Source organism: Acinetobacter sp. YH12112 (assembly GCF_013418945.1).
Taxonomy (GTDB): Bacteria; Pseudomonadota; Gammaproteobacteria; order Pseudomonadales; family Moraxellaceae; genus Acinetobacter; species Acinetobacter indicus.
In genome coordinates, this window is record NZ_VPBA01000047.1 from 1 (window position 1) to 18,975 (window position 18,975).

Here is an 18,975-nt window from a genome sequence, read left to right on the forward strand (position 1 = left end):
TAATTGTTCTACCACATAGCTGATGGGTTGATTGCGAAACAAGGCAAGCCCAAGAACAAGCCAAACCACGTGCTCAGCAGGTAATTTTCTCCTTCTGATCGATGCCTTACCTGTTTGATGCAGAGATATTTCAATCCAATTTAAGTCAATAAGTTCACAAAAATGGCTAAGTGATGGGAGAGCATGTTCAAGAGTGGATTCTAAATGTTCAGATAAAGACATAAAAAAAATGAGCGTATTTACATACACTCATTTTTACTACATTTTTCTAATATTTGCTTAACTGACTGGCATTACCGCAGGTAGGGGCTTTTTTTAATGGGTGATTTTTATCAGCAGTCTGTTAGTGAAGAGCGATATTGTAAGATCAAGCGAAAATACGTAGGAACGTACTGAATGGCGCAGAGCAGACATACCGTCTTATAGAGATGATCGCTGTATCACATCTCTAGGTCTTTCCATCCCTCGAGATAATCGGTTGGGGACAAAATAAAGCAACTAAATGAATAACATTCCGCAGGCGGTGCAAAAACAAAAACAGCGGCCGAAGCCGCTGTTTTTGATCTTAGGTTTAATTAGTGTTCTTGCTGGATACCCGCAACCAACCAGTCCTGGCTAGAACCTGCTGGCTTAACAAAATGCCAGATTTCAGTGAATGGCTGTGGCAAGCTGTTTAAATCTTCACTCACCGTACCGGTAAAGCGCACACTCACTACATACTGACCATTTTCAGTAGCATAATCGACCACCATCGCATTCAGGTTAGAAAACTCAGCCACATCCTGATCCTGATTGGCCATGATGTCCTGATACATCGACTGGTACAGATCAGGGGTTAAATAACGCTGAATTTCAGCAATATTGCTGGCCGTATTCATAGACTGAATATGGTTAAAACGCTGACGTGCAACACGCAGAAAGGCTGCTGGCTCCGTACCATCTGGTAACTGGTTACCACTGTTGGTGTACGCGGTACCAAAGGCAGCGTTATTCACTGGTGCTGCACCAAATGGCGCATTGTTGGTTGGGGCTGAACCACCGACGTTCTGGCCAAAGATATTGGTGTTATCGCCACCGGCACGTGGTGCAGCAGCAGATTGACCAAACGGTGCGTTATTGGCACCGTTATTTGGCGCATACGGGTTATTGGCTGCTAATTTTTTTTTTTGCGCCCATCTTGCGGAAAATGAAGAAGGCGACTGCTGCAGCGAGGAGAATCCAGATCCAGCCTGGGATTCCACCTTCTTCCTCCTGTTGAGCCTGTGCCTGGCTGGCTGGCTGATCATCTGCTAAGGCATTGGCAGCCACTGCACCAATCGCAGCACCTGCAACACCCGCAGCGACCATACCACCGACACCCGGACCAGATTTTTGCTGCGCAGGCGCAGTAGCTGGAGCGGGCTGTTGTGCAGGAGTAGCTTGACGAGGCTGTTGGTAAGATTGAGTTGGTGTTGCTGAACGGCTCATGCCATGGCTTTTACCACCACCGGCACGTTTTGCTTCGGCTGCTAAAGGGGCAACCAAGAGGGCAGCTGTTAAAATACCAGCCATCAAACCACGCTGTCGAACTTCCATCAATTTTTCCTATTTAAAAAAAGAAATTTATCGCCCTGTATTTATGCAGGCATTTGTCCCGAATTTCAATACAGAATTCAGCTTTTTTCACATGAAAAGCTCAAAAAATAGGGCAAAGGCTCTAGTGCAGTTCTTCACTTAAACTAATGGCCTCGCTCAGGGCTTCATGCAAACGGGCCACCGCAATCACCTGCACCCCTGGAATCGCTTTTTGCGGTGCATTGGCACGTGGCAAAATAATATATTTAAAGCCATGTTTAATCGCTTCTTTTAGACGTTCCTGACCATTCGGCACCGGACGGATTTCACCGGATAAACCGACTTCACCAAACACCGCCAGTTGCTGGGGCAGGGCTTTGCCGCGAATACTGGAAGCACAGGCCAGCAGCACCGCCAGATCGGAGCCGGTTTCGGTAATTTTCAGCCCGCCGACAATATTGACATAGACATCCTGACCGGACGTCTGCACACCACCATGACGATGCATCACCGCCAGCAGCATATTCAGCCGGTTTTGTTCTAAGCCGAGTGCAACCCGGCGCGGCTGACCATGTGCATCATCGACCAGTGCCTGTACTTCCACCAACAGCGGTCGTGTACCTTCGCGGCTAATCATCACAATTGAGCCGGGAATGGCTTCATCATAACGGCTCAGGAAAATCGCTGACGGATTGGCCACTTCACGCAAGCCTTTATCGGTCATGCCAAACACGCCCAGTTCATTGACCGCGCCAAAACGGTTTTTGACCGCACGAATCATCCGGTAGCGGGAATCGGACTGACCTTCAAAATACAGCACACAGTCCACCATATGTTCCAGCACACGTGGCCCGGCCAATGCACCTTCTTTGGTCACATGACCGACAATAAACAATGCTGTGCCACTATTTTTGGCAAAACGGGTCAGGAGCGCCGCCGATTCACGGATTTGCGATACGCCACCCGGTGCAGACTGCAAGGTTTCAGTATATAAGGTCTGGATGGAGTCCAGAATCGCCACCGCAGGACGTTGCTGGGCCAGTACCTCACAAATCCGTTCCACACAGGTTTCAGCCATCACTTTGAGCTGATCGGTCGGTAAATCCAGACGCTGCGCGCGTAAGGCCACCTGTGATAAGGATTCTTCACCAGTGACATATAAGGCAGCGCTGTTGCTGGCGGCCATATGGGTCGCGGTTTGCAGTAAAATGGTCGATTTACCAATTCCGGGATCACCACCAATCAGCACCACTGAACCAGTGACCAAACCACCACCAAGTACCCGGTCAAATTCGCCAATACCGGTGGCAAGGCGGGTTTCGGTAGAGACTGAAATCTGGTTTAAAGTAGTTACAGTTGAGGCCTGACCGGCATAGCCGCCGCCCATACGTGGCTGGGCACGATGGGTCACCGCAGGGGCAATGCTGACTTCGGTTAAACAGTTCCATTCACCACAGTCTGAACATTGACCGGCCCATTTGGGATGATCTGCGCCGCATTGTTCACAGCGATAGACACTTTTTGCTTTTGCCATAAATAAACGTCTGGAATGTGTTTTTTAAATCTTGCCCCACAGCATACAGAGGAAATGCCGATTTTCAAATTGTTGATACGCCGGCAAAGAAAAACCACCCGCAGGTGGTTGATCTTGTACTTTGATTTGAACGCTTTAGTAAAGTTCGCCGGATTTGCGTCGTGCAATAAAATCTTTCGATTCTTTGGCAATTACACCCGACAGCAGCAATAAGGCAATCAAGTTCGGTACTGCCATTAAACCATTAAAGGTATCGGCAAACAGCCAGACCAGATCTAGAGTTGCGACACAGCCAATAAACACCGACGCAATGTAAATCAGGCGATACGGCAGTACAAATTTCTCACCAAGCAGATAGGTCGCACATTTTTCACCGTAATAGCTCCAGCCTAAAATAGTCGAATAGGCAAAGAAGATCACCCCGAAAGTCACCACCCAGCCCCCGATTCCCGGCAGCAGTTTGTCGAATACGCTAATGGTCAGTACTGCACCGTTCTGATCACCAAAAGACTGGCCGGCCATAATAAAGCCCATGACCAGCACAATACCGGTAATTGAACAGACAATAATGGTGTCAATAAAGGTACCAGTCATTGAAACCAGACCCTGACGTGCCGGATGGTCGGTTTTGGCCGCAGCGGCAGCAATTGGCGCAGAACCCATACCGGCTTCATTGGAGAAGACCCCGCGCGCAACACCATAACGGATCGCGGCACCAATCGCACCACCTGCGGCAGCTTCACCGGTAAAGGCATAGGTGACAATCATTTTGAGTGCTGGCACCACCAGTTCAAGGTTATTCAGGATGATGACCAAACCACCGGCCATATAACCAACCGCCATAATCGGCACAATAACCGAAGAGGCTTTGGCGATGGATTTAATCCCGCCCAGAATTACCAGGGCTGAAAATACGGTAATGATGATGCCGGTAATCCAGGTTTCCAGGCCAAACCCATTTTCAACGGCCAGTGCTACCGTGTTGGATTGCACCGAGCTACCAATCCCGAAGGAGGCCACTGCACCGAAAAAGGCGAAAATCAGCGCCAGCCATTTCCATTTCAGGCCACGTTCAATGTAATACATTGGACCACCGGACATTTCACCTTTCTCGTTTTTTACCCGGTATTTGACCGCCAAAACACCTTCGCCATATTTGGTCGCCATCCCGAACAGGGCGGTCATCCACATCCAGAATACGGCGCCCGGACCACCAAGTACGCAGGCTGTGGCCACACCGGCAATATTACCGGTACCAATGGTGGCAGAAAGTGCGGTCATGAGGGAGGCGAATTGGGAAATATCGCCGGAATGTTTGTCCGGGTGTTTGCCAAAAACCTGTTTAAAGGCCAACGGCAGCATCCGGAATTGCCAGAACAGCAGGCGGAAGGTCAGGAATATCCCGGTACCGACAATCAGCACCAGCATATATGGGCCCCAGACCCAGCCACTAAGGGTTTCCATGAGTGTTTGTAAATCTTGCATCATTGTTTCTTCTTATGTCTCAAAATAGATATTTTGTTTTCTATATAAGCAATTGATATGCCATGCTCATCCTGAGCAAGAGATATAGTTGCGTGCTGCATTTTTATTTGTTACACAGAATTTATGTTTTGACAAGAAAATTGATATAAACCTTGTCAATCCTCCCTTTGGATAAATTGATAACTTTTTGTTATAAGAAAAATAAATTAAATTTAATTATTCCGCAGAAAATATAGATGAAGCGGCATTTCTTTTTGTTTTCTGATTTCTTTTACGTTAGTTTGTCGTGGTTAACACTGAAGTTGAATTCAATAATGTCGTATCAAAATACAAATTCGTCACAAGAAAAAGGCGATCTGCAGCGAAGCTTATCTAACCGGCATTTACAGCTGATTGCCATTGGTGGCGCCATTGGAACAGGACTGTTCATGGGCTCAGGCAAAACCATCAGCCTGGCCGGGCCATCGATCCTGATTATTTATATGATTATTGGTTTTATGGTGTTCTGCGTGATGCGGGCGCTGGGCGAACTGTTGCTGTCCAATCTGCAATATAAATCCTTTATTGATTTCAGCACCGACCTGATTGGCCCGTGGGCCGGCTATTTTGTTGGCTGGACCTACTGGCTGTGCTGGATCACCATCGGGATTGCAGACCTGTCGGCAATTATTTATTACCTGCAATTCTTTAATGGCGGGATGCCGTTTACGCCTGAAGAAGGGGTGATGATCAGTATTGCAGCTATTGTCTTCATTATGGGCTTGAACCTGGTGACCGTGAAGCTGTTTGGTGAAATGGAGTTCTGGTTTGCGCTAATTAAAATTATTGCCATTATTGTGCTGATTGCAGTCGGTTTATGGATGATTTTTACCGGCTTTACCTCAGATGCCGGCACAGTGGCATCCTTTACGCATATCTGGAGTCATGGCGGCTTGTTCCCGACAGGTACTATGGGCTTCCTGGCCGGTTTCCAGATTGCGATTTTCGCCTTTGTTGGGGTAGAACTGGTCGGTACCACAGCGGCTGAAACTAAAGACCCAGAGAAAAACCTGCCGAAAGCGGTGAACTCGATTCCGGTACGTATCATCATTTTCTATGTATTGGCCTTATTAATTGTGATGTCGGTAACGCCATGGAACCAGATTGATCCGAATATCTCGCCGTTTGTCAACTTGTTCAGTCAGGCGGGTATTGCGGCCGCGGCGATTATCATGAATCTGGTGGTGCTGTCTTCGGTGATGTCGTCGATGAACAGTGGTGTATTCTCAACCAGCCGGATGCTGTTTGGTCTGTCACGTGAGCAGCAGGGCCCTAAAGCTTTTGGCCGTTTAAATAAACGTGCAGTACCAGCCAATGCGTTGTATTTCTCGGCGGTGTGTCTGCTGTTGGGTGCAGCGTTACAATACTTTGTACCCGATACCGTGAAAGCCTTTACGTTGGCGACCACGCTTTCGACCATTCTGTTTATTTGCGTCTGGCTGATTATTATCTGGAGCTATATTGTCTATTACAAAACCCGTCCGGAACTGCATGCCCAGTCGACTTTTAAATTGCCGGGTGGCCTGTTCACCTGCTGGATGGTGATCATCTTCTTTATTAGTATGATCTATGTGCTGTCTCTGGAGTCAGATACCTTGCAAGCCTTAATGATCAGTCCGATCTGGTTTGTGATTCTGCTGATTGGCTATTTCGGTTTCTATAAGCCAAAACAGAAATAAGCCATTGCACAACAAAAAACGTCAGTGTCCAACTGGCGTTTTTTTATGGCACAAGCTAATCTCTAGCGTTTAACACTTTGGTCACAGCAGTGATCGCGTTATACTTCATGGAAAATTTTAAATAGGTGGTCAGATGCGTTCTGTCATTTGCTGCATCAGTTTATTGACAGCCAGTTTTGTACTGGTCGGTTGTGGTCAATCGGGAGCTTTACAGTTGCCGAGTGATCCAAATTACGACAAACGTGCCAAATATCTGTTATATCCCAATGTCGATTCAGAGCAACATCCTGAAGAGCCGACACCTGCACCGGTACAGCAACAGTTTGCTGCACCTGTAGCTTCGAATTCCACGACGACACCTTAACGTTCATAGAAAGGATACATTCATGAGTTTCACCCGCATCAATGGGGTTTTGCACGCCGAACAATGTTCTTTACAACAGCTGGCGCAGCAATTTGGCACACCACTTTATGTTTATTCAAAAGCAACCTTTGAAAAGCATTATTTAGATATGGATCGTGCTTTTGGCTTTATCGACCATCAAATCTGTTTTGCGGTCAAGTCAAACTCCAATATTGCGGTGCTGAATGTATTGGCCAAGCTCGGTGCGGGTTTTGATATCGTGACCGGCGGCGAGCTGGCACGCGTATTGAAAGCCGGTGGTGATGCTTCGAAAATCGTTTTTTCTGGTTTGGGCAAAACCGAAGCTGACATTAAAAAAGCACTGGAAGTGGGCATTGCCTGCTTTAACGTTGAATCCTATGCAGAGCTGGATCGGATTCAGAAAGTGGCGGCTGAACTGAAGGTTAAAGCGCCAATTTCTTTACGAGTGAATCCGGATGTCGATGCCAAAACCCATCCTTATATTTCAACCGGTTTAAAAGAAAACAAATTCGGTATTCCATCAGATAGTGTATTTGATACCTATCAATATGCGGCATCGTTACCTAATCTGGACATTGTCGGGATTGACTGCCATATCGGTTCACAGCTGACTGAAACCCAGCCTTTTGTTGATGCGCTGGATCGGGTCATGCTGATGATTGAGCAGCTGAAACAGATGGGCATTACACTCAAACACATTGATATTGGTGGTGGTTTGGGCGTGACCTATAAAGATGAAACTCCGCCATCGGTTGAAGAATATGCCAATGCACTGCGCCCGGCTTTAGAAAAACTGGGCCTGAAAGTGTATATGGAACCGGGCCGGAGTATTTCCGCCAATGCCGGTGTGCTGCTGACCAAAGTCGATTTACTCAAACCGACCAATCACCGTAATTTCGCAATTATTGATGCGGCAATGAATGACCTGATTCGTCCTGCTTTATATGAAGCGTGGATGGACATTCAGCCGGTGACGCCACGTACCGATGTCGAAACCCAACAGTGGGATGTAGTCGGTGCCATCTGTGAAACAGGTGATTTCCTTGGTAAAGAGCGTGATCTTGCCATTCAGGAAAACGATGTACTGGCAGTGCTGGGTGCCGGCGCTTATGGTTTTGTGATGAGCTCCAACTACAACAGCCGTGGCCGTGCTGCAGAAGTGATGGTCGATGGTGATCAGGCGCATCTGATTCGTGAACGTGAAACCATTGAATCACTCTGGGAACGTGAGCGTTTATTGCCTTAAGGAGTAAATCAGGATGTTTTTAGAATTTACCAAGATGCATGGTCTGGGCAATGACTTTATGGTGGTTGATTTAATCAGCCAGCGCGCCTATTTCGATAGCCTGACCATTCAGCGTCTGGCCGACCGTCACTTTGGTGTCGGGTTTGACCAGTTGCTGGTGGTTGAGCCACCTGATGTTCCGAATGCCGATTTTAAATACCGTATTTTTAATGCCGATGGCTCAGAAGTCGAGCAGTGTGGTAATGGCGTACGCTGTTTTGCGCGTTTTGTGCATGAGCGCCAGCTGACCAGTAAAACCAAAATCAAGGTGCAAACCAAAGCCGGGATTGTTGAGCCGGAACTGGGTCAAAATGGCTGGGTGCGGGTAAATATGGGGCAGCCGAAATTCCTGCCGCAAGAAATTCCGTTTATTGCCGATGAACCGGATAACTTATATGACCTGATGCTGGCCAATGAAGAGAAGCTGAGCATTGATGTGGTCAATATGGGTAATCCACATGCTGTGACCATTGTGCAGGATATTCTGACGGCTGATGTCGCACGTTTAGGTCCACAAATTGAATCGCATGAGCGTTTCCCGCAGCGCGTGAACGCCGGTTTTATGCAAATTCTGGATGAACAGCATGCCCGTTTACGTGTGTTTGAACGTGGTGTCGGTGAAACGCTGGCCTGCGGTACGGGCGCGTGTGCAGCAGCAGTTTCAGGCATGCGCCGTGGCTTACTGGCCAGCAAAGTTGAAATTGAACTGGCGGGTGGCAAGTTACAGATCGAATGGAAAGAAGGCGATGTGGTCTGGATGACCGGTCCAACTGCCAATGTCTATGAAGGCCGTCTGGATTTACGTTATTTCCAGGGCTAATCTGACCATTTCCTATACAAAAGCACCGTTCTATTCACGGTGCTTTTTTATGTTAGGATGATTTGAGTTTTGCCTGCAGAGCCATGATGATGCATAAACTTGTTTTTCTGCCGGGTGCCTCAGGTAGTCAGCAATTCTGGCAGCCGTTAATGGCCCGGTTGCCAGCATCGGCCCGGAAAACCGTGATTGCTTATCCTGGTTTTGATGGGGTAGAAGCCGATGCCAGCATTCAGAGTCTGGCCGATCTGAAAACGCGGGTGATCAGTCAGATTGAAGAGGACAGCATTCTGATTGCCCAGTCGATGGGCGGAGTGTTGGCCATAGCCGCTGCATTGCAGCAGCCGAATAGACTTCGGGCCTTGGTGTTAATGGCTACTTCGGGCGGACTGGATTTAACTTCGTTTCAGGCCAAAGACTGGCGTGAGATTGAACCCCTGCAATGGGCCAAGCTGCCGCAGTGGTTTGTGGAAGATCAGACCTATTATCATCCGGAACAATTGGCCAGTATTGATCTGCCGGTGTTATTGCTTTGGGCCGATCAGGATGAATTGAGTCCGGTTGCCGTTGGTGAGTTTCTGGCCCGGCAGTTGCCGAATGCCCGATTGGTGATTATGCCCGATGCTGATCACTGGTTTGCATCCTCGCAGGCTGAACGTGTCGCCGGGGAGATCAACCGTTTTTTACACGACTATTTTTGCAAAGCTACTTTTTAAAAGACAATTTTTTACCAGAACATAGGATGGTGTGATGAAGTTAAGTGCTGAACAGTTACTGGAGATGTGGCTGAAACAACGCGAAATCCAGCATCAGTCGGCACATACTTTGCATGCTTATGCACGTGATGTTGGTGATTTCCTTCATTTTTGTCAGCAGAAAAACATGCCGCTGGCCGATGTGGAAACCGCTGACTTGCGTGAGTTTCTGGCGCATAAGGTCGAAGCGCAGCAGTTGAGTTCCAGCAGTTTGCAGCGCATGTTGTCTTCTATTCGCCAGTTTATGAAATGGGCTGAACAGGGGGGTTATTTGGCGTTTAATCCGGCTGATGATTTTCAGCTAAAACGTCAGCCACGTCCTTTGCCGGGCATGGTCGATATTGAAACGGTACAGCAGATTTTAGATCAGCCAGAGCCGGAGTCAGAGCGGCAAAAACAGCTCTGGGTCCGTGATAAAGCGATTTTAGAGCTGCTGTATTCCAGTGGATTGCGCCTGGCGGAAGTACAGGGCTTAAGAATTAAAGATCTGGATTTTAACCGGCAGTTATTGCGGATTACCGGTAAGGGCAATAAAACCCGGGTGGTACCGTTTGGTTCTAAAGCCAAAGACAGTGTGATGCGCTGGCTACAGATTTATCCGCTGTGGCAGGGTGATTTTGTCCCGGATGCGCAGCTGTTTATTACGGAAAAAGGTCAGCCACTCGGTGCGCGGCAAATTGAAAACCGGGTCAAGTTGCAGGCCCAGCGTGCTGGTGTCAATGTCGATTTGCATCCGCACTTATTGCGACATTGTTTTGCCAGCCACATGTTATCTAATAGCCGTGATTTGCGTGCGGTGCAGGAGATGTTGGGGCACAGTAATTTGACCACCACGCAAATTTATACTCATGTCGATTTTGATCATTTGGCGCAGGTTTATGATCAGGCTCATCCAAGGGCGCAGCGCAAAGAGCAGGGCTGAATTGAGGCAAGTGAAAAGGACTTTCAATTCACGGGTGAAAGACTAGAATAGAGGTGTCAGGCATGAGCATGTGCCACCATTGTAGAATAAAAATAAAGGTGGAGATGGCGTATAAAGAGGGTTAATTTTTGACTCGAGTAATATTCAGAGCGAGCACAAAAATTCCGAGGACCCAACCTGATTGATGATTTGGGAAAAATGTAAAGGCATAGATATGATTTCGGATATTCAACAAAAATATGAACAGCTGAGTCCGGCGCAAAAAGAAATTTTTGCCGGTTATGGTTTAAGACAGGTGAAACACTTTGTGGAAATTAACCTGCCAGCTATGCAGGCCATTTTACCTGAACAGGCCGTGATTCAAGGCATTAACGCACAAGGTAAGGTGCAGGCGGTTCATACGGAAACAGGTCAAGGCTATTTATGGATTTCCGATCGTCAGTGGCAGGAAAGCCAGCAATTGACCCAAACCGTCGATGCAACTGAAGATTTTATGCAGGTCTGGAAAGTGTTTAATCTGGCTGAATATGACCTGATTGATTTAAGCCACGTGCACCGCGACTTTTTGGATGGTCAGCAGGCTTAAATATAAGTACTGCGTGCAGCATAGCAAGAGAAGGTTATCTTGCGTGCTGCAACTTAACAATCTTCAAAATCGCCAACTAGGCTTATAAATCTTCCAGCGGCAGCTGAAAACTCTGTTTAATAATTTGACTTGGCAAATCGGTTTTGACACTGGTGATGCCATTTTTTTTGGTTAAATGGGTGGACTGAAATTTACGATAACTTTCTAAATCGGGCACCACCACTTTCAGCATCGCATCGCATTCCCCCAAAATAATATAGCACTCCATCACCTGCGGTAATTCTTTCATCGCCTCAATGAAGGTATCAATAGTTTCGGCATCCTGCCCGACCAGCCAGATCCGGGAAAATAAAATCAGTTGAAACCCAATCTTATGCGGGTCCACCACCGTAGTGTAATTCTGGATTACTCCGGCTTCTTCTAAAATTTTCACCCGTCTTAAGCAGGAGGACGGCGACAGGCCAATTTCACGGGCCAAATCGTTATTCTGAATGCGGCCATTGTTCTGTAAAGCTCGAATGATATTTTTGTCGATGCGATCCAGCTTTATTCGAACAGACTTTGGATATTGCTTCATAAATTAGAAGATAATTTGAAAAATTATTTAGATTATAGAATATTTGAAATCCTATTTTATAGCGTTTCGCAGATACTAATTTTCACTTTCTCAAGTACGACGGGAAAAAGGAAATGTCTGTATGGGTACTTTTTGCATTGACTGTGTTGCCGCTGATTTTTACGCCGGGGCCGGATATGTTATTCATTTTGTCGCAAGTGATGGGTAAAGATGCAAAAGCAGGCATGATGGCCACAATCGGTGTATGTTGTGGTTATCTAGTGCATTCGATTCTGGTGGCGTTGGGAATTGCCGCGATAATCGTGTCCTTTCCGCTGTTATTTGAGGCGATTCGCTGGTTAGGTATCGCATATTTGCTGTATTTGGCGGTGGGTTTATTCAAGTCGGTATTGAGCAAGAAAAAGCTGGCGATTGAAAGTCGCAGCAGCAGTCATCCGGTGCGCAAAGGATTTTTTACGGCACTGTTGAATCCGAAAGGCATGCTGATTTACTTTGCGATTTTGCCGCAGTTTATTGATAAAACTGGAAATACCGTTACCCAAGGCTTGTTATTGTCCTGCATTTTTATTGGACTGATTTTTATTGTGTACTGCGCATTAAGTCTGATCTTTGCCAAAATTACCCAGAAAACCCAGCTGGATGAACGCAAACAGAAGTGGATTGATGGTACATCTGGTGGTTTACTGGCGCTGGCGGCCAGCTGGTTAATGGTTAATTAAACCTTGAAATTTAGAAAAAGCATGTCCTAGGTCGACATGCTTTTTTATATGGAGAGCGTGAAAAAGAGAATTGTTACAAAAACAGAAATGAACCGATGGTCATCTTAGACCAAAGTCTGGCAGAGCATACAAACTGCTATCCTAAATGACATCAAAATAGCCAGGTTTTGGCTTACTATGGTAAAAAATGAATAATAATTCATTTTATTGTGTTGGCTAGTTAATCAGAACAACTGATGTGATACATAAGATAAAAAGATAATATAAATCAATGGTTAAAATATAGCTTAATCTGGCTGAAATATAGCTGGGTTAAGCTGGATGAAAAAAGTATGAACGCAACGTTCAGCTATTTTTACGCATTTTTACAGCTTCTTGGGCAATTGTGACTTGACCGAAATGCCAAACCCATTGCAAGATAAGACACCTACAAAAATTTAAGTGAAGAGTTATCTTAACTTTTCTTATCTTTTACATTTACTAAAACAGCCGAGGATTACATGAAGGCTCTTGTTGCTGTAAAACGTGTGGTTGATGCCAACGTTAAAGTTCGCGTTAAACCGGACAATAGTGGGGTTGACCTTACTAACGTTAAAATGTCAATTAACCCATTCTGTGAAATCGCCGTGGAAGAAGCGGTTCGTCTAAAAGAAAAAGGAACAGTTTCAGAAATCGTTGTTGTTTCTATCGGTCCTAAAGAAGCGCAGGAACAAATCCGTTCTGCTATGGCGCTTGGTGCTGACCGCGGTATTTTAGTTGAAACTGCAGATGAAATTGGCGCACTTGAAGTGGCTAAAATTTTAAAAGGTGTTGTTGAGCAAGAGCAGCCACAACTGATCCTTTTAGGTAAACAGGCAATCGATGATGACTCAAACCAGGTGGGTCAGATGTTGGGTGCTTTACTGGGCGCAGGTCAAGGTACATTCGCTTCTGAAGTGAAAGTAGACGGCGACAAAGTACAAGTGACACGTGAAATCGATGGCGGTTTACAAACTGTTGAATTATCACTGCCAGCAATCATCACGACTGACTTGCGTTTGAATGAGCCACGTTATGCGGCACTTCCAAACATTATGAAAGCGCGTAAAAAACCGCTGGATACCAAGTCTCCTGCAGATTACGGTGTATCAGCCGGGACTAAACTGAAAACTGTAAAAGTTGAGTCACCAGCTGAACGTAAAGCGGGCGTACAAGTGAAGTCTGTAGATGAGCTTGTTGAAAAATTAAAAAATGAAGCGAAAGTGATCTAATACAGAAGGATATAAATCATGAGTATTTTAGTTATCGCTGAGCACGACAACAAAGCACTAAATGGTGCAACGTTAAACGTTGTGGCTGCAGCTCAAAAAATCGGTGGTGATATCACTGTATTGGTTGCTGGTTCTGGCGCGCAAGCAGTTGCTGATCAGGCAGCTAAAGTTGCGGGCGTGAGCAAAGTATTACTGGCTGATGATGCTGCCTATGCAAATCAGCTGGCTGAAAATGTCGCAAAACTGGTTGCTGAATTGGGTAAAGGCTATAGCCATATCCTTGCAGCATCTACCACGACAGGTAAAAACATTTTACCTCGCGCTGCAGCATTGCTGGATGTCAGCATGATTACTGACATTATTGCAGTGGACAGCCCAAACACATTCAAGCGTCCAATTTATGCCGGTAACGCGATTGCAACTGTTGAATCTTCAGAAGCAATTGTTGTAGGTACTGTACGTGGTACAGCATTTGATGCGGTTGCTGCGGAAGGTGGTTCAGCTGCGGTTGAAGCAGCAGCTTCTACAGGCGATGCAGGTATTTCTAAGTTTGTGAACGAAGAAATCGTGAAATCTGAACGTCCTGAATTAACAGCTGCGCGTATTGTAGTATCTGGTGGTCGTGGTGTAGGTTCAGGTGAGAACTATCACAAAGTACTTGATCCACTGGCAGACAAACTGGGTGCAGCACAAGGTGCATCTCGTGCAGCGGTTGATGCGGGCTTCGTGCCAAACGATATGCAGGTTGGTCAAACAGGTAAAATTGTTGCGCCTGATCTGTACATCGCTGTAGGTATCTCAGGTGCGATTCAGCACTTGGCCGGTATGAAAGACTCTAAAGTGATCGTTGCGATCAACAAAGATGAAGAAGCACCAATTAATGCAGTAGCTGACTACTGGTTAGTAGGTGACTTGAACACTGTAGTTCCAGAATTGGTTTCTAAAATCTAATTCCTGAACTTCGATTAAAAAGACGCTCTTGCGCAAGCAGTAAAAGTTTTTACTTTGCTGTTTTGTTCAGGGGCGTTTTTTATTCTGTAATTTTTTATCGGAATTCATCAAAATTTAACATTTTTAGTATTGTTAAATTCAATAAACAGCAGAAGAGTCTAAAAATTATGCTAGTATGCCGGTTTTTGAAATCTTTGATTTCGTCAGCCGGAGTCTCCCATTGAGTTTTGATACCCGATTGTCCAATCAAGTCTTTATCTTATTTCTGCTGTGTCTAGGTTTGCCATTCCTGGTCGATTTGCATCTGCCACTTTTAGATGGTCAGCTCGTGCGTGGCGTTGAAAATGTTCAGGCTTTCTTATTATTGTTCTGTGCAATATTCAGTTATTTTTATATCCGTCCTTTTGATTTGGCGGATGGACAAAAGCAGTTCTGGTTATGGGCAATTTGCTGGTGGCTATTGTTGTTTGGCCGCAGTATCAGCTGGGGGCGAGATTATTTTCCGGAAGTGCCGAAAGTGTATTTCAGAGCGATTTCAATTGTGCTGATTGCGCCTGTGGTGTTTATGCTGTTCTCTCGTCATTTGTGTGCCGAAATTGTGCGTAAATTTAAGTCGGTATCCTTGCCGCTCTGGGTTTTAATTTTGAGTGTAGTCGGTCTAATTGCCGCAGATTCTATCGAACATGGCCGTGCCATCAGCTTTATTTTCCTGCACGATGTGGCTTATAAAGATTTTATGGAAGAAATGTATGAATTCCCGTTAATCCTGGGCTTATTCATGATGACTCTGCATATTATGAAGCAGGATAAACCGCCAGTGGTGGCCGAGCCAGTATATCTGGAGCTGGATGATCACGAAGCGGTGGCCAAGAACTAAGTCGGTTTCACATCATGCTCTCAAATATAAATCATGCCTTGTCCGAGGCATGATTTTTTTATGTCTTTTATTTCAAAAAAGAAGATTGCTTGATCCAAGGCCAATTTTGTCGCAAAGCGTATATTTTATGCATAGCGCAATATTGATCAAATGAGCAGAAATGCCATGTGGCGCGATGGATTTCACAGCTGGATATGCTGATGAAAAGTAGCTGCAAGACCGATTGGCAAAAATAGCTTAAAAATGTACCAAAAACTCATCTTTAAACATTAGAAAATTAACGAGATTAAGATGAACAGGATGACACAAAAATAGGACTATTTATGCTATAATTCCCAGCTAAATTTTCGTTTTTTAACTCAAGTTTTGAGTTAAATTTTTTGCCAAATTTACGATATAAAATGCGGGCAGAAATCTGCTTGTATAACAAGGAGTATGCATGAGCGTATCGGAAATTAGACCGATTGCCATTGAGGATGAACTCAAGCATTCATATCTCGATTATGCAATGAGCGTGATTGTGTCACGGGCATTGCCAGATGTACGAGATGGTTTAAAACCTGTTCATCGTCGTGTGCTTTATGCAATGCACGAATTGGGCAATGACTACAACAAAGCCTACAAAAAGTCTGCCCGTGTTGTGGGTGATGTGATCGGTAAATACCATCCACACGGCGATTTTGCAGTCTATGAAACCATCGTTCGTATGGCGCAAGACTTCAGTCTGCGCTATCAACTGGTGGATGGTCAGGGTAACTTTGGTTCGATTGATGGCGATAGTGCGGCCGCAATGCGTTATACCGAAGTACGTATGACCAAGCTGGCCCATGAACTCCTGGCCGATCTGGAAAAAGATACCGTAGATTGGGTCGATAACTACGATGGCTCGGAGCGTATTCCTGACGTTCTGCCAACCCGTATTCCAAACCTGCTGGTGAATGGTTCTGCCGGTATTGCTGTCGGTATGGCGACCAACATGGCACCGCATAACCTTACCGAAGTGATTAATGCCTGCCTGGCCTATGCCGATAATCCGAATATCAGCATTGAAGGCCTGATGGAACACATCAGTGGTCCAGACTTCCCGACAGGCGGCATCATTTACGGTAAATCGGGCATTGTCGATGCTTACCGTACCGGTAAAGGCCGTTTGCATATCCGTGGTAAATATCATTTTGAAGAAGACCAGAAATCTGGTCGTACCACCATTGTCTTTACTGAAATTCCGTATCAGGTTAACAAAGCCAAAACCATTGAGCGTATTGCTGAACTGGTTAAAGAGAAAAAACTGGAAGGAATCTCGGAGTTACGTGACGAGTCCGATAAAGACGGTATGCGCATTGCGATTGACTTGAAACGTGGTGAGAACGCCGAAGTCATCGTCAATAACCTGTTCCTGAACACGCAGCTGGAAAACTCGTTCAGCCTCAACATGGTCTGCCTCGACAACGGCCAGCCAAAACTGATGAACCTGAAAGACATCATTGCTGCGTTTATCCGTCACCGCCAGGAAGTGGTGACTCGCCGTACCATGTATGAACTGCGCAAAGCACGTGAACGCGGTCATATCTTGGAAGGTCTGACCGTTGCTTTGGCGAATATTGATGCCATCATCGAAACCATTAAAACTTCTGCCAACCCGGCCGAAGCGCGTGAGCGTTTACAGGCTGGCGAATGGGCCGCTGGTGGTGTGGTGGCATTGCTGGAAAAAGCCGGTTCCGTGTCTATTCGCCCGGATGAAATTGAAGGTGAAGATTTAAGCCGTCCATTTGGTTTAGATGGAGATGTTTACCGTCTTTCTCCAGCGCAGGTCGGTGCGATTCTGGAACTGCGTTTACACCGCTTAACCGGTCTGGAACAAGACAAGTTACATGCAGAATATTCTGAAATTCTGGCGCAAATCGCCGAATACACTGCTATTTTAAATGACTTTAATTTATTGATGGCGGTGATTCGTGAAGAGCTGGCGCTGGTATTGCAGCAATATGGCGATGCACGTCGCACTGAAATTGTTGAATCCCGCATCGACTTCTCGCGTGAAGATTTAATTCCTGAAGAGCAGGTGGTGTTAACCGTTTCACAATCCGGTTATGCCAAGACTCAGCCATTGTCCGATTATCAGGCTCAGCGCCGTGGTGGTCGTGGTAAGTCTGCCACAAGCATGAAAGAAGATGATTATATCCAGCATCTGATTGTCACCTCGAACCACGCGACCGTACTGTGCTTTACCGATGTCGGTAAGGTCTATCGCCTGAAAGTATTTGAAGTGCCACAAGCTTCACGTGGTTCGAAAGGCCGTCCAATGGTCAACCTGTTGCCATTAGATGCCAATGAAACCATTACCGCGATTCTGCCAGTAATTGATGCACCGAAGAAATTCAAAGAGCGTCTGGCCGATTTCCGTAGTTTTGTGAAAGCCAACTCAGCACAATTACAGCAAAATCAAGTGATTGCTAGCCATTATGCCGAACTTGAAGCCGCGTTTGCAGAACTGGCAGATGGTGATGATCTGTCGGATGCCTTGCGTGTTCAGTTAAAGCAGCTGGGCCTAGAGCTGTCAGCCACAGACCTGGATGATGAAATTGTTGCAGAATTTGCCGAGCAGGCTGAAAATCTGCGCAAAAACTTCTATGTGTTTATGGCAACAGCGTCTGGTACGGTTAAACGTGTCGAGCTGGAGCAGTTCAGCAATGTGCGTTCTAACGGTTTACGTGCCATTGAACTGAACGAAGAAGACACCCTGATTGGCGTGGCGATTACCGATGGCGAACAGCAAATCATGCTGTTCTCGAATGAAGGTAAGGCGATCCGTTTTGCTGAAACTGATGTTCGTGCCATGGGCCGTTCAGCCAAGGGTGTGCGTGGTATGCGTGTCACCATTGGGGCAGCGCAAGCGGAAGAAGCCGAAGACGATACAGCCGATAGCGAAGATGATGCAACCGACAGCAATTTTGTGAGCCGGATTGTATCGCTGGTCGTGGTACCAGAAACCGGTGAAGTGCTGTGTGCATCCGCCAATGGTTATGGTAAACGTACTCCGGTCGATGACTTCCCGACCAAAAAACGTGGCGGTAAGGGTGTAATTGCAATCAAGACCTCTGAACGTAACGGTGAACTGGTCGGCGCGGTGGCCATTGATGCTTCGAAAGAATTGATGCTGATTTCGGATGGCGGTACGCTGGTACGTACCCGTGCTTCGGAAGTGGCGGAAACCGGTCGTAATGCGCAAGGTGTACGTTTAATCCGTTTAGGTGAAAACGAAACGCTGGTGGGTGTAGAAGCGATTGAAGCCGTGGAAGAAGATGAATTTTCTGAAGATTTAGCTGATGAAAATACAGCTTTAGATACGCTAGAGACCGATGCAGCATCTGCTGAGCAGGATGAAAAACCGGCTGAAGAATAATTTCTCTTCTCATGAAAAGGACGCTTCGGCGCACTGCTGTCCCATAGTTTGCTTTAAATAAAAAAACCTGAGTCCTAACAGTTAAAATATGAGTGTAAACAAACACTTTAACGACCAGGATTCAGGTTTTGTCACATCAGAATACCGTATTTCATGA

16 protein-coding genes and 1 pseudogene are annotated in these 18,975 nt (G+C 46.2%); 12 read left to right on the top strand and 5 right to left on the bottom strand.

Annotation, left to right across the window (positions count from 1 at the left end; all coding sequences use genetic code 11):
- The 4 genes and pseudogenes from FTU50_RS13535 to FTU50_RS13550 all read right to left on the bottom strand — a co-directional run.
- Nucleotides 1–222 (bottom strand): transposase domain-containing protein (locus tag FTU50_RS13535; RefSeq protein WP_180047331.1); only part of this gene is annotated, 222 nt, incomplete at its 3' end.
- Nucleotides 223–575: 353 nt separating this feature from the next.
- Nucleotides 576–1,575: pseudogene (locus tag FTU50_RS13540) on the bottom strand (Tim44 domain-containing protein).
- Between the two features lie 121 nt (nucleotides 1,576–1,696).
- Nucleotides 1,697–3,088 (bottom strand): DNA repair protein RadA, encoded by a 1,392-nt coding sequence (radA, locus tag FTU50_RS13545; RefSeq protein WP_168396299.1) that lies wholly within the window; start codon nucleotides 3,086–3,088, stop codon nucleotides 1,697–1,699.
- Between the two features lie 135 nt (nucleotides 3,089–3,223).
- Nucleotides 3,224–4,573: a sodium:alanine symporter family protein gene (locus tag FTU50_RS13550; RefSeq protein WP_034597619.1), complete on the bottom strand. Its 1,350-nt coding sequence runs from the start codon at nucleotides 4,571–4,573 to the stop codon at nucleotides 3,224–3,226.
- A 314-nt stretch (nucleotides 4,574–4,887) separates the two neighbouring features.
- Here FTU50_RS13550 and FTU50_RS13555 point away from each other — a divergent pair, with 314 nt between their 5' ends.
- From FTU50_RS13555 to FTU50_RS13585, 7 genes are all read left to right on the top strand, one after another.
- Complete coding sequence (locus FTU50_RS13555; RefSeq protein ID WP_104471246.1) at nucleotides 4,888–6,291, top strand: amino acid permease; 1,404 nt, start codon at nucleotides 4,888–4,890, stop codon at nucleotides 6,289–6,291.
- Between the two features lie 133 nt (nucleotides 6,292–6,424).
- The gene (locus FTU50_RS13560; protein WP_016659988.1) at nucleotides 6,425–6,655 is read left to right on the top strand and encodes a lipoprotein; all 231 of its coding nucleotides are present in this window, start codon (nucleotides 6,425–6,427) and stop codon (nucleotides 6,653–6,655) included.
- 22 nt (nucleotides 6,656–6,677) lie between these two features.
- Nucleotides 6,678–7,922: a diaminopimelate decarboxylase gene (gene lysA / locus FTU50_RS13565; RefSeq protein ID WP_016659989.1), complete on the top strand. Its 1,245-nt coding sequence runs from the start codon at nucleotides 6,678–6,680 to the stop codon at nucleotides 7,920–7,922.
- A gap of 13 nt (nucleotides 7,923–7,935) precedes the next feature.
- Complete coding sequence (gene dapF / locus FTU50_RS13570; protein WP_016659990.1) at nucleotides 7,936–8,781, top strand: diaminopimelate epimerase; 846 nt, start codon at nucleotides 7,936–7,938, stop codon at nucleotides 8,779–8,781.
- Between the two features lie 89 nt (nucleotides 8,782–8,870).
- Complete coding sequence (locus tag FTU50_RS13575) at nucleotides 8,871–9,494, top strand: alpha/beta fold hydrolase (protein ID WP_180047341.1); 624 nt, start codon at nucleotides 8,871–8,873, stop codon at nucleotides 9,492–9,494.
- Nucleotides 9,495–9,528: 34 nt separating this feature from the next.
- A complete protein-coding gene (locus tag FTU50_RS13580; protein ID WP_163145990.1) occupies nucleotides 9,529–10,455 on the top strand; it encodes a tyrosine recombinase XerC in 927 nt (308 codons plus the stop codon).
- 214 nt (nucleotides 10,456–10,669) lie between these two features.
- Nucleotides 10,670–11,041: a hypothetical protein gene (locus FTU50_RS13585; RefSeq protein ID WP_034597425.1), complete on the top strand. Its 372-nt coding sequence runs from the start codon at nucleotides 10,670–10,672 to the stop codon at nucleotides 11,039–11,041.
- A gap of 82 nt (nucleotides 11,042–11,123) precedes the next feature.
- Here FTU50_RS13585 and FTU50_RS13590 read toward each other — a convergent pair whose 3' ends face one another.
- Nucleotides 11,124–11,618 (bottom strand): Lrp/AsnC family transcriptional regulator, encoded by a 495-nt coding sequence (locus FTU50_RS13590; RefSeq protein ID WP_045795165.1) that lies wholly within the window; start codon nucleotides 11,616–11,618, stop codon nucleotides 11,124–11,126.
- Between the two features lie 113 nt (nucleotides 11,619–11,731).
- Between FTU50_RS13590 and FTU50_RS13595 the strand changes: the two genes are divergently transcribed.
- The 5 genes from FTU50_RS13595 to gyrA all read left to right on the top strand — a co-directional run bounded on the left by FTU50_RS13595 (nucleotide 11,732) and on the right by gyrA (nucleotide 18,818).
- A complete protein-coding gene (locus FTU50_RS13595) occupies nucleotides 11,732–12,337 on the top strand; it encodes a LysE family translocator (protein WP_163142459.1) in 606 nt (201 codons plus the stop codon).
- 500 nt (nucleotides 12,338–12,837) lie between these two features.
- Nucleotides 12,838–13,587 carry an electron transfer flavoprotein subunit beta/FixA family protein gene (locus FTU50_RS13600; protein WP_005176529.1) on the top strand — a complete coding sequence of 250 codons (750 nt, stop codon included), beginning with the start codon at nucleotides 12,838–12,840 and terminating at the stop codon, nucleotides 13,585–13,587.
- A gap of 18 nt (nucleotides 13,588–13,605) precedes the next feature.
- Complete coding sequence (locus tag FTU50_RS13605) at nucleotides 13,606–14,538, top strand: FAD-binding protein (protein WP_005176532.1); 933 nt, start codon at nucleotides 13,606–13,608, stop codon at nucleotides 14,536–14,538.
- A gap of 175 nt (nucleotides 14,539–14,713) precedes the next feature.
- Nucleotides 14,714–15,415 carry a hypothetical protein gene (locus FTU50_RS13610; protein WP_180047343.1) on the top strand — a complete coding sequence of 234 codons (702 nt, stop codon included), beginning with the start codon at nucleotides 14,714–14,716 and terminating at the stop codon, nucleotides 15,413–15,415.
- A 439-nt stretch (nucleotides 15,416–15,854) separates the two neighbouring features.
- A complete protein-coding gene (gene gyrA / locus FTU50_RS13615) occupies nucleotides 15,855–18,818 on the top strand; it encodes a DNA gyrase subunit A (RefSeq protein ID WP_180069840.1) in 2,964 nt (987 codons plus the stop codon).
- Nucleotides 18,819–18,975: the final 157 nt, after the last annotated feature.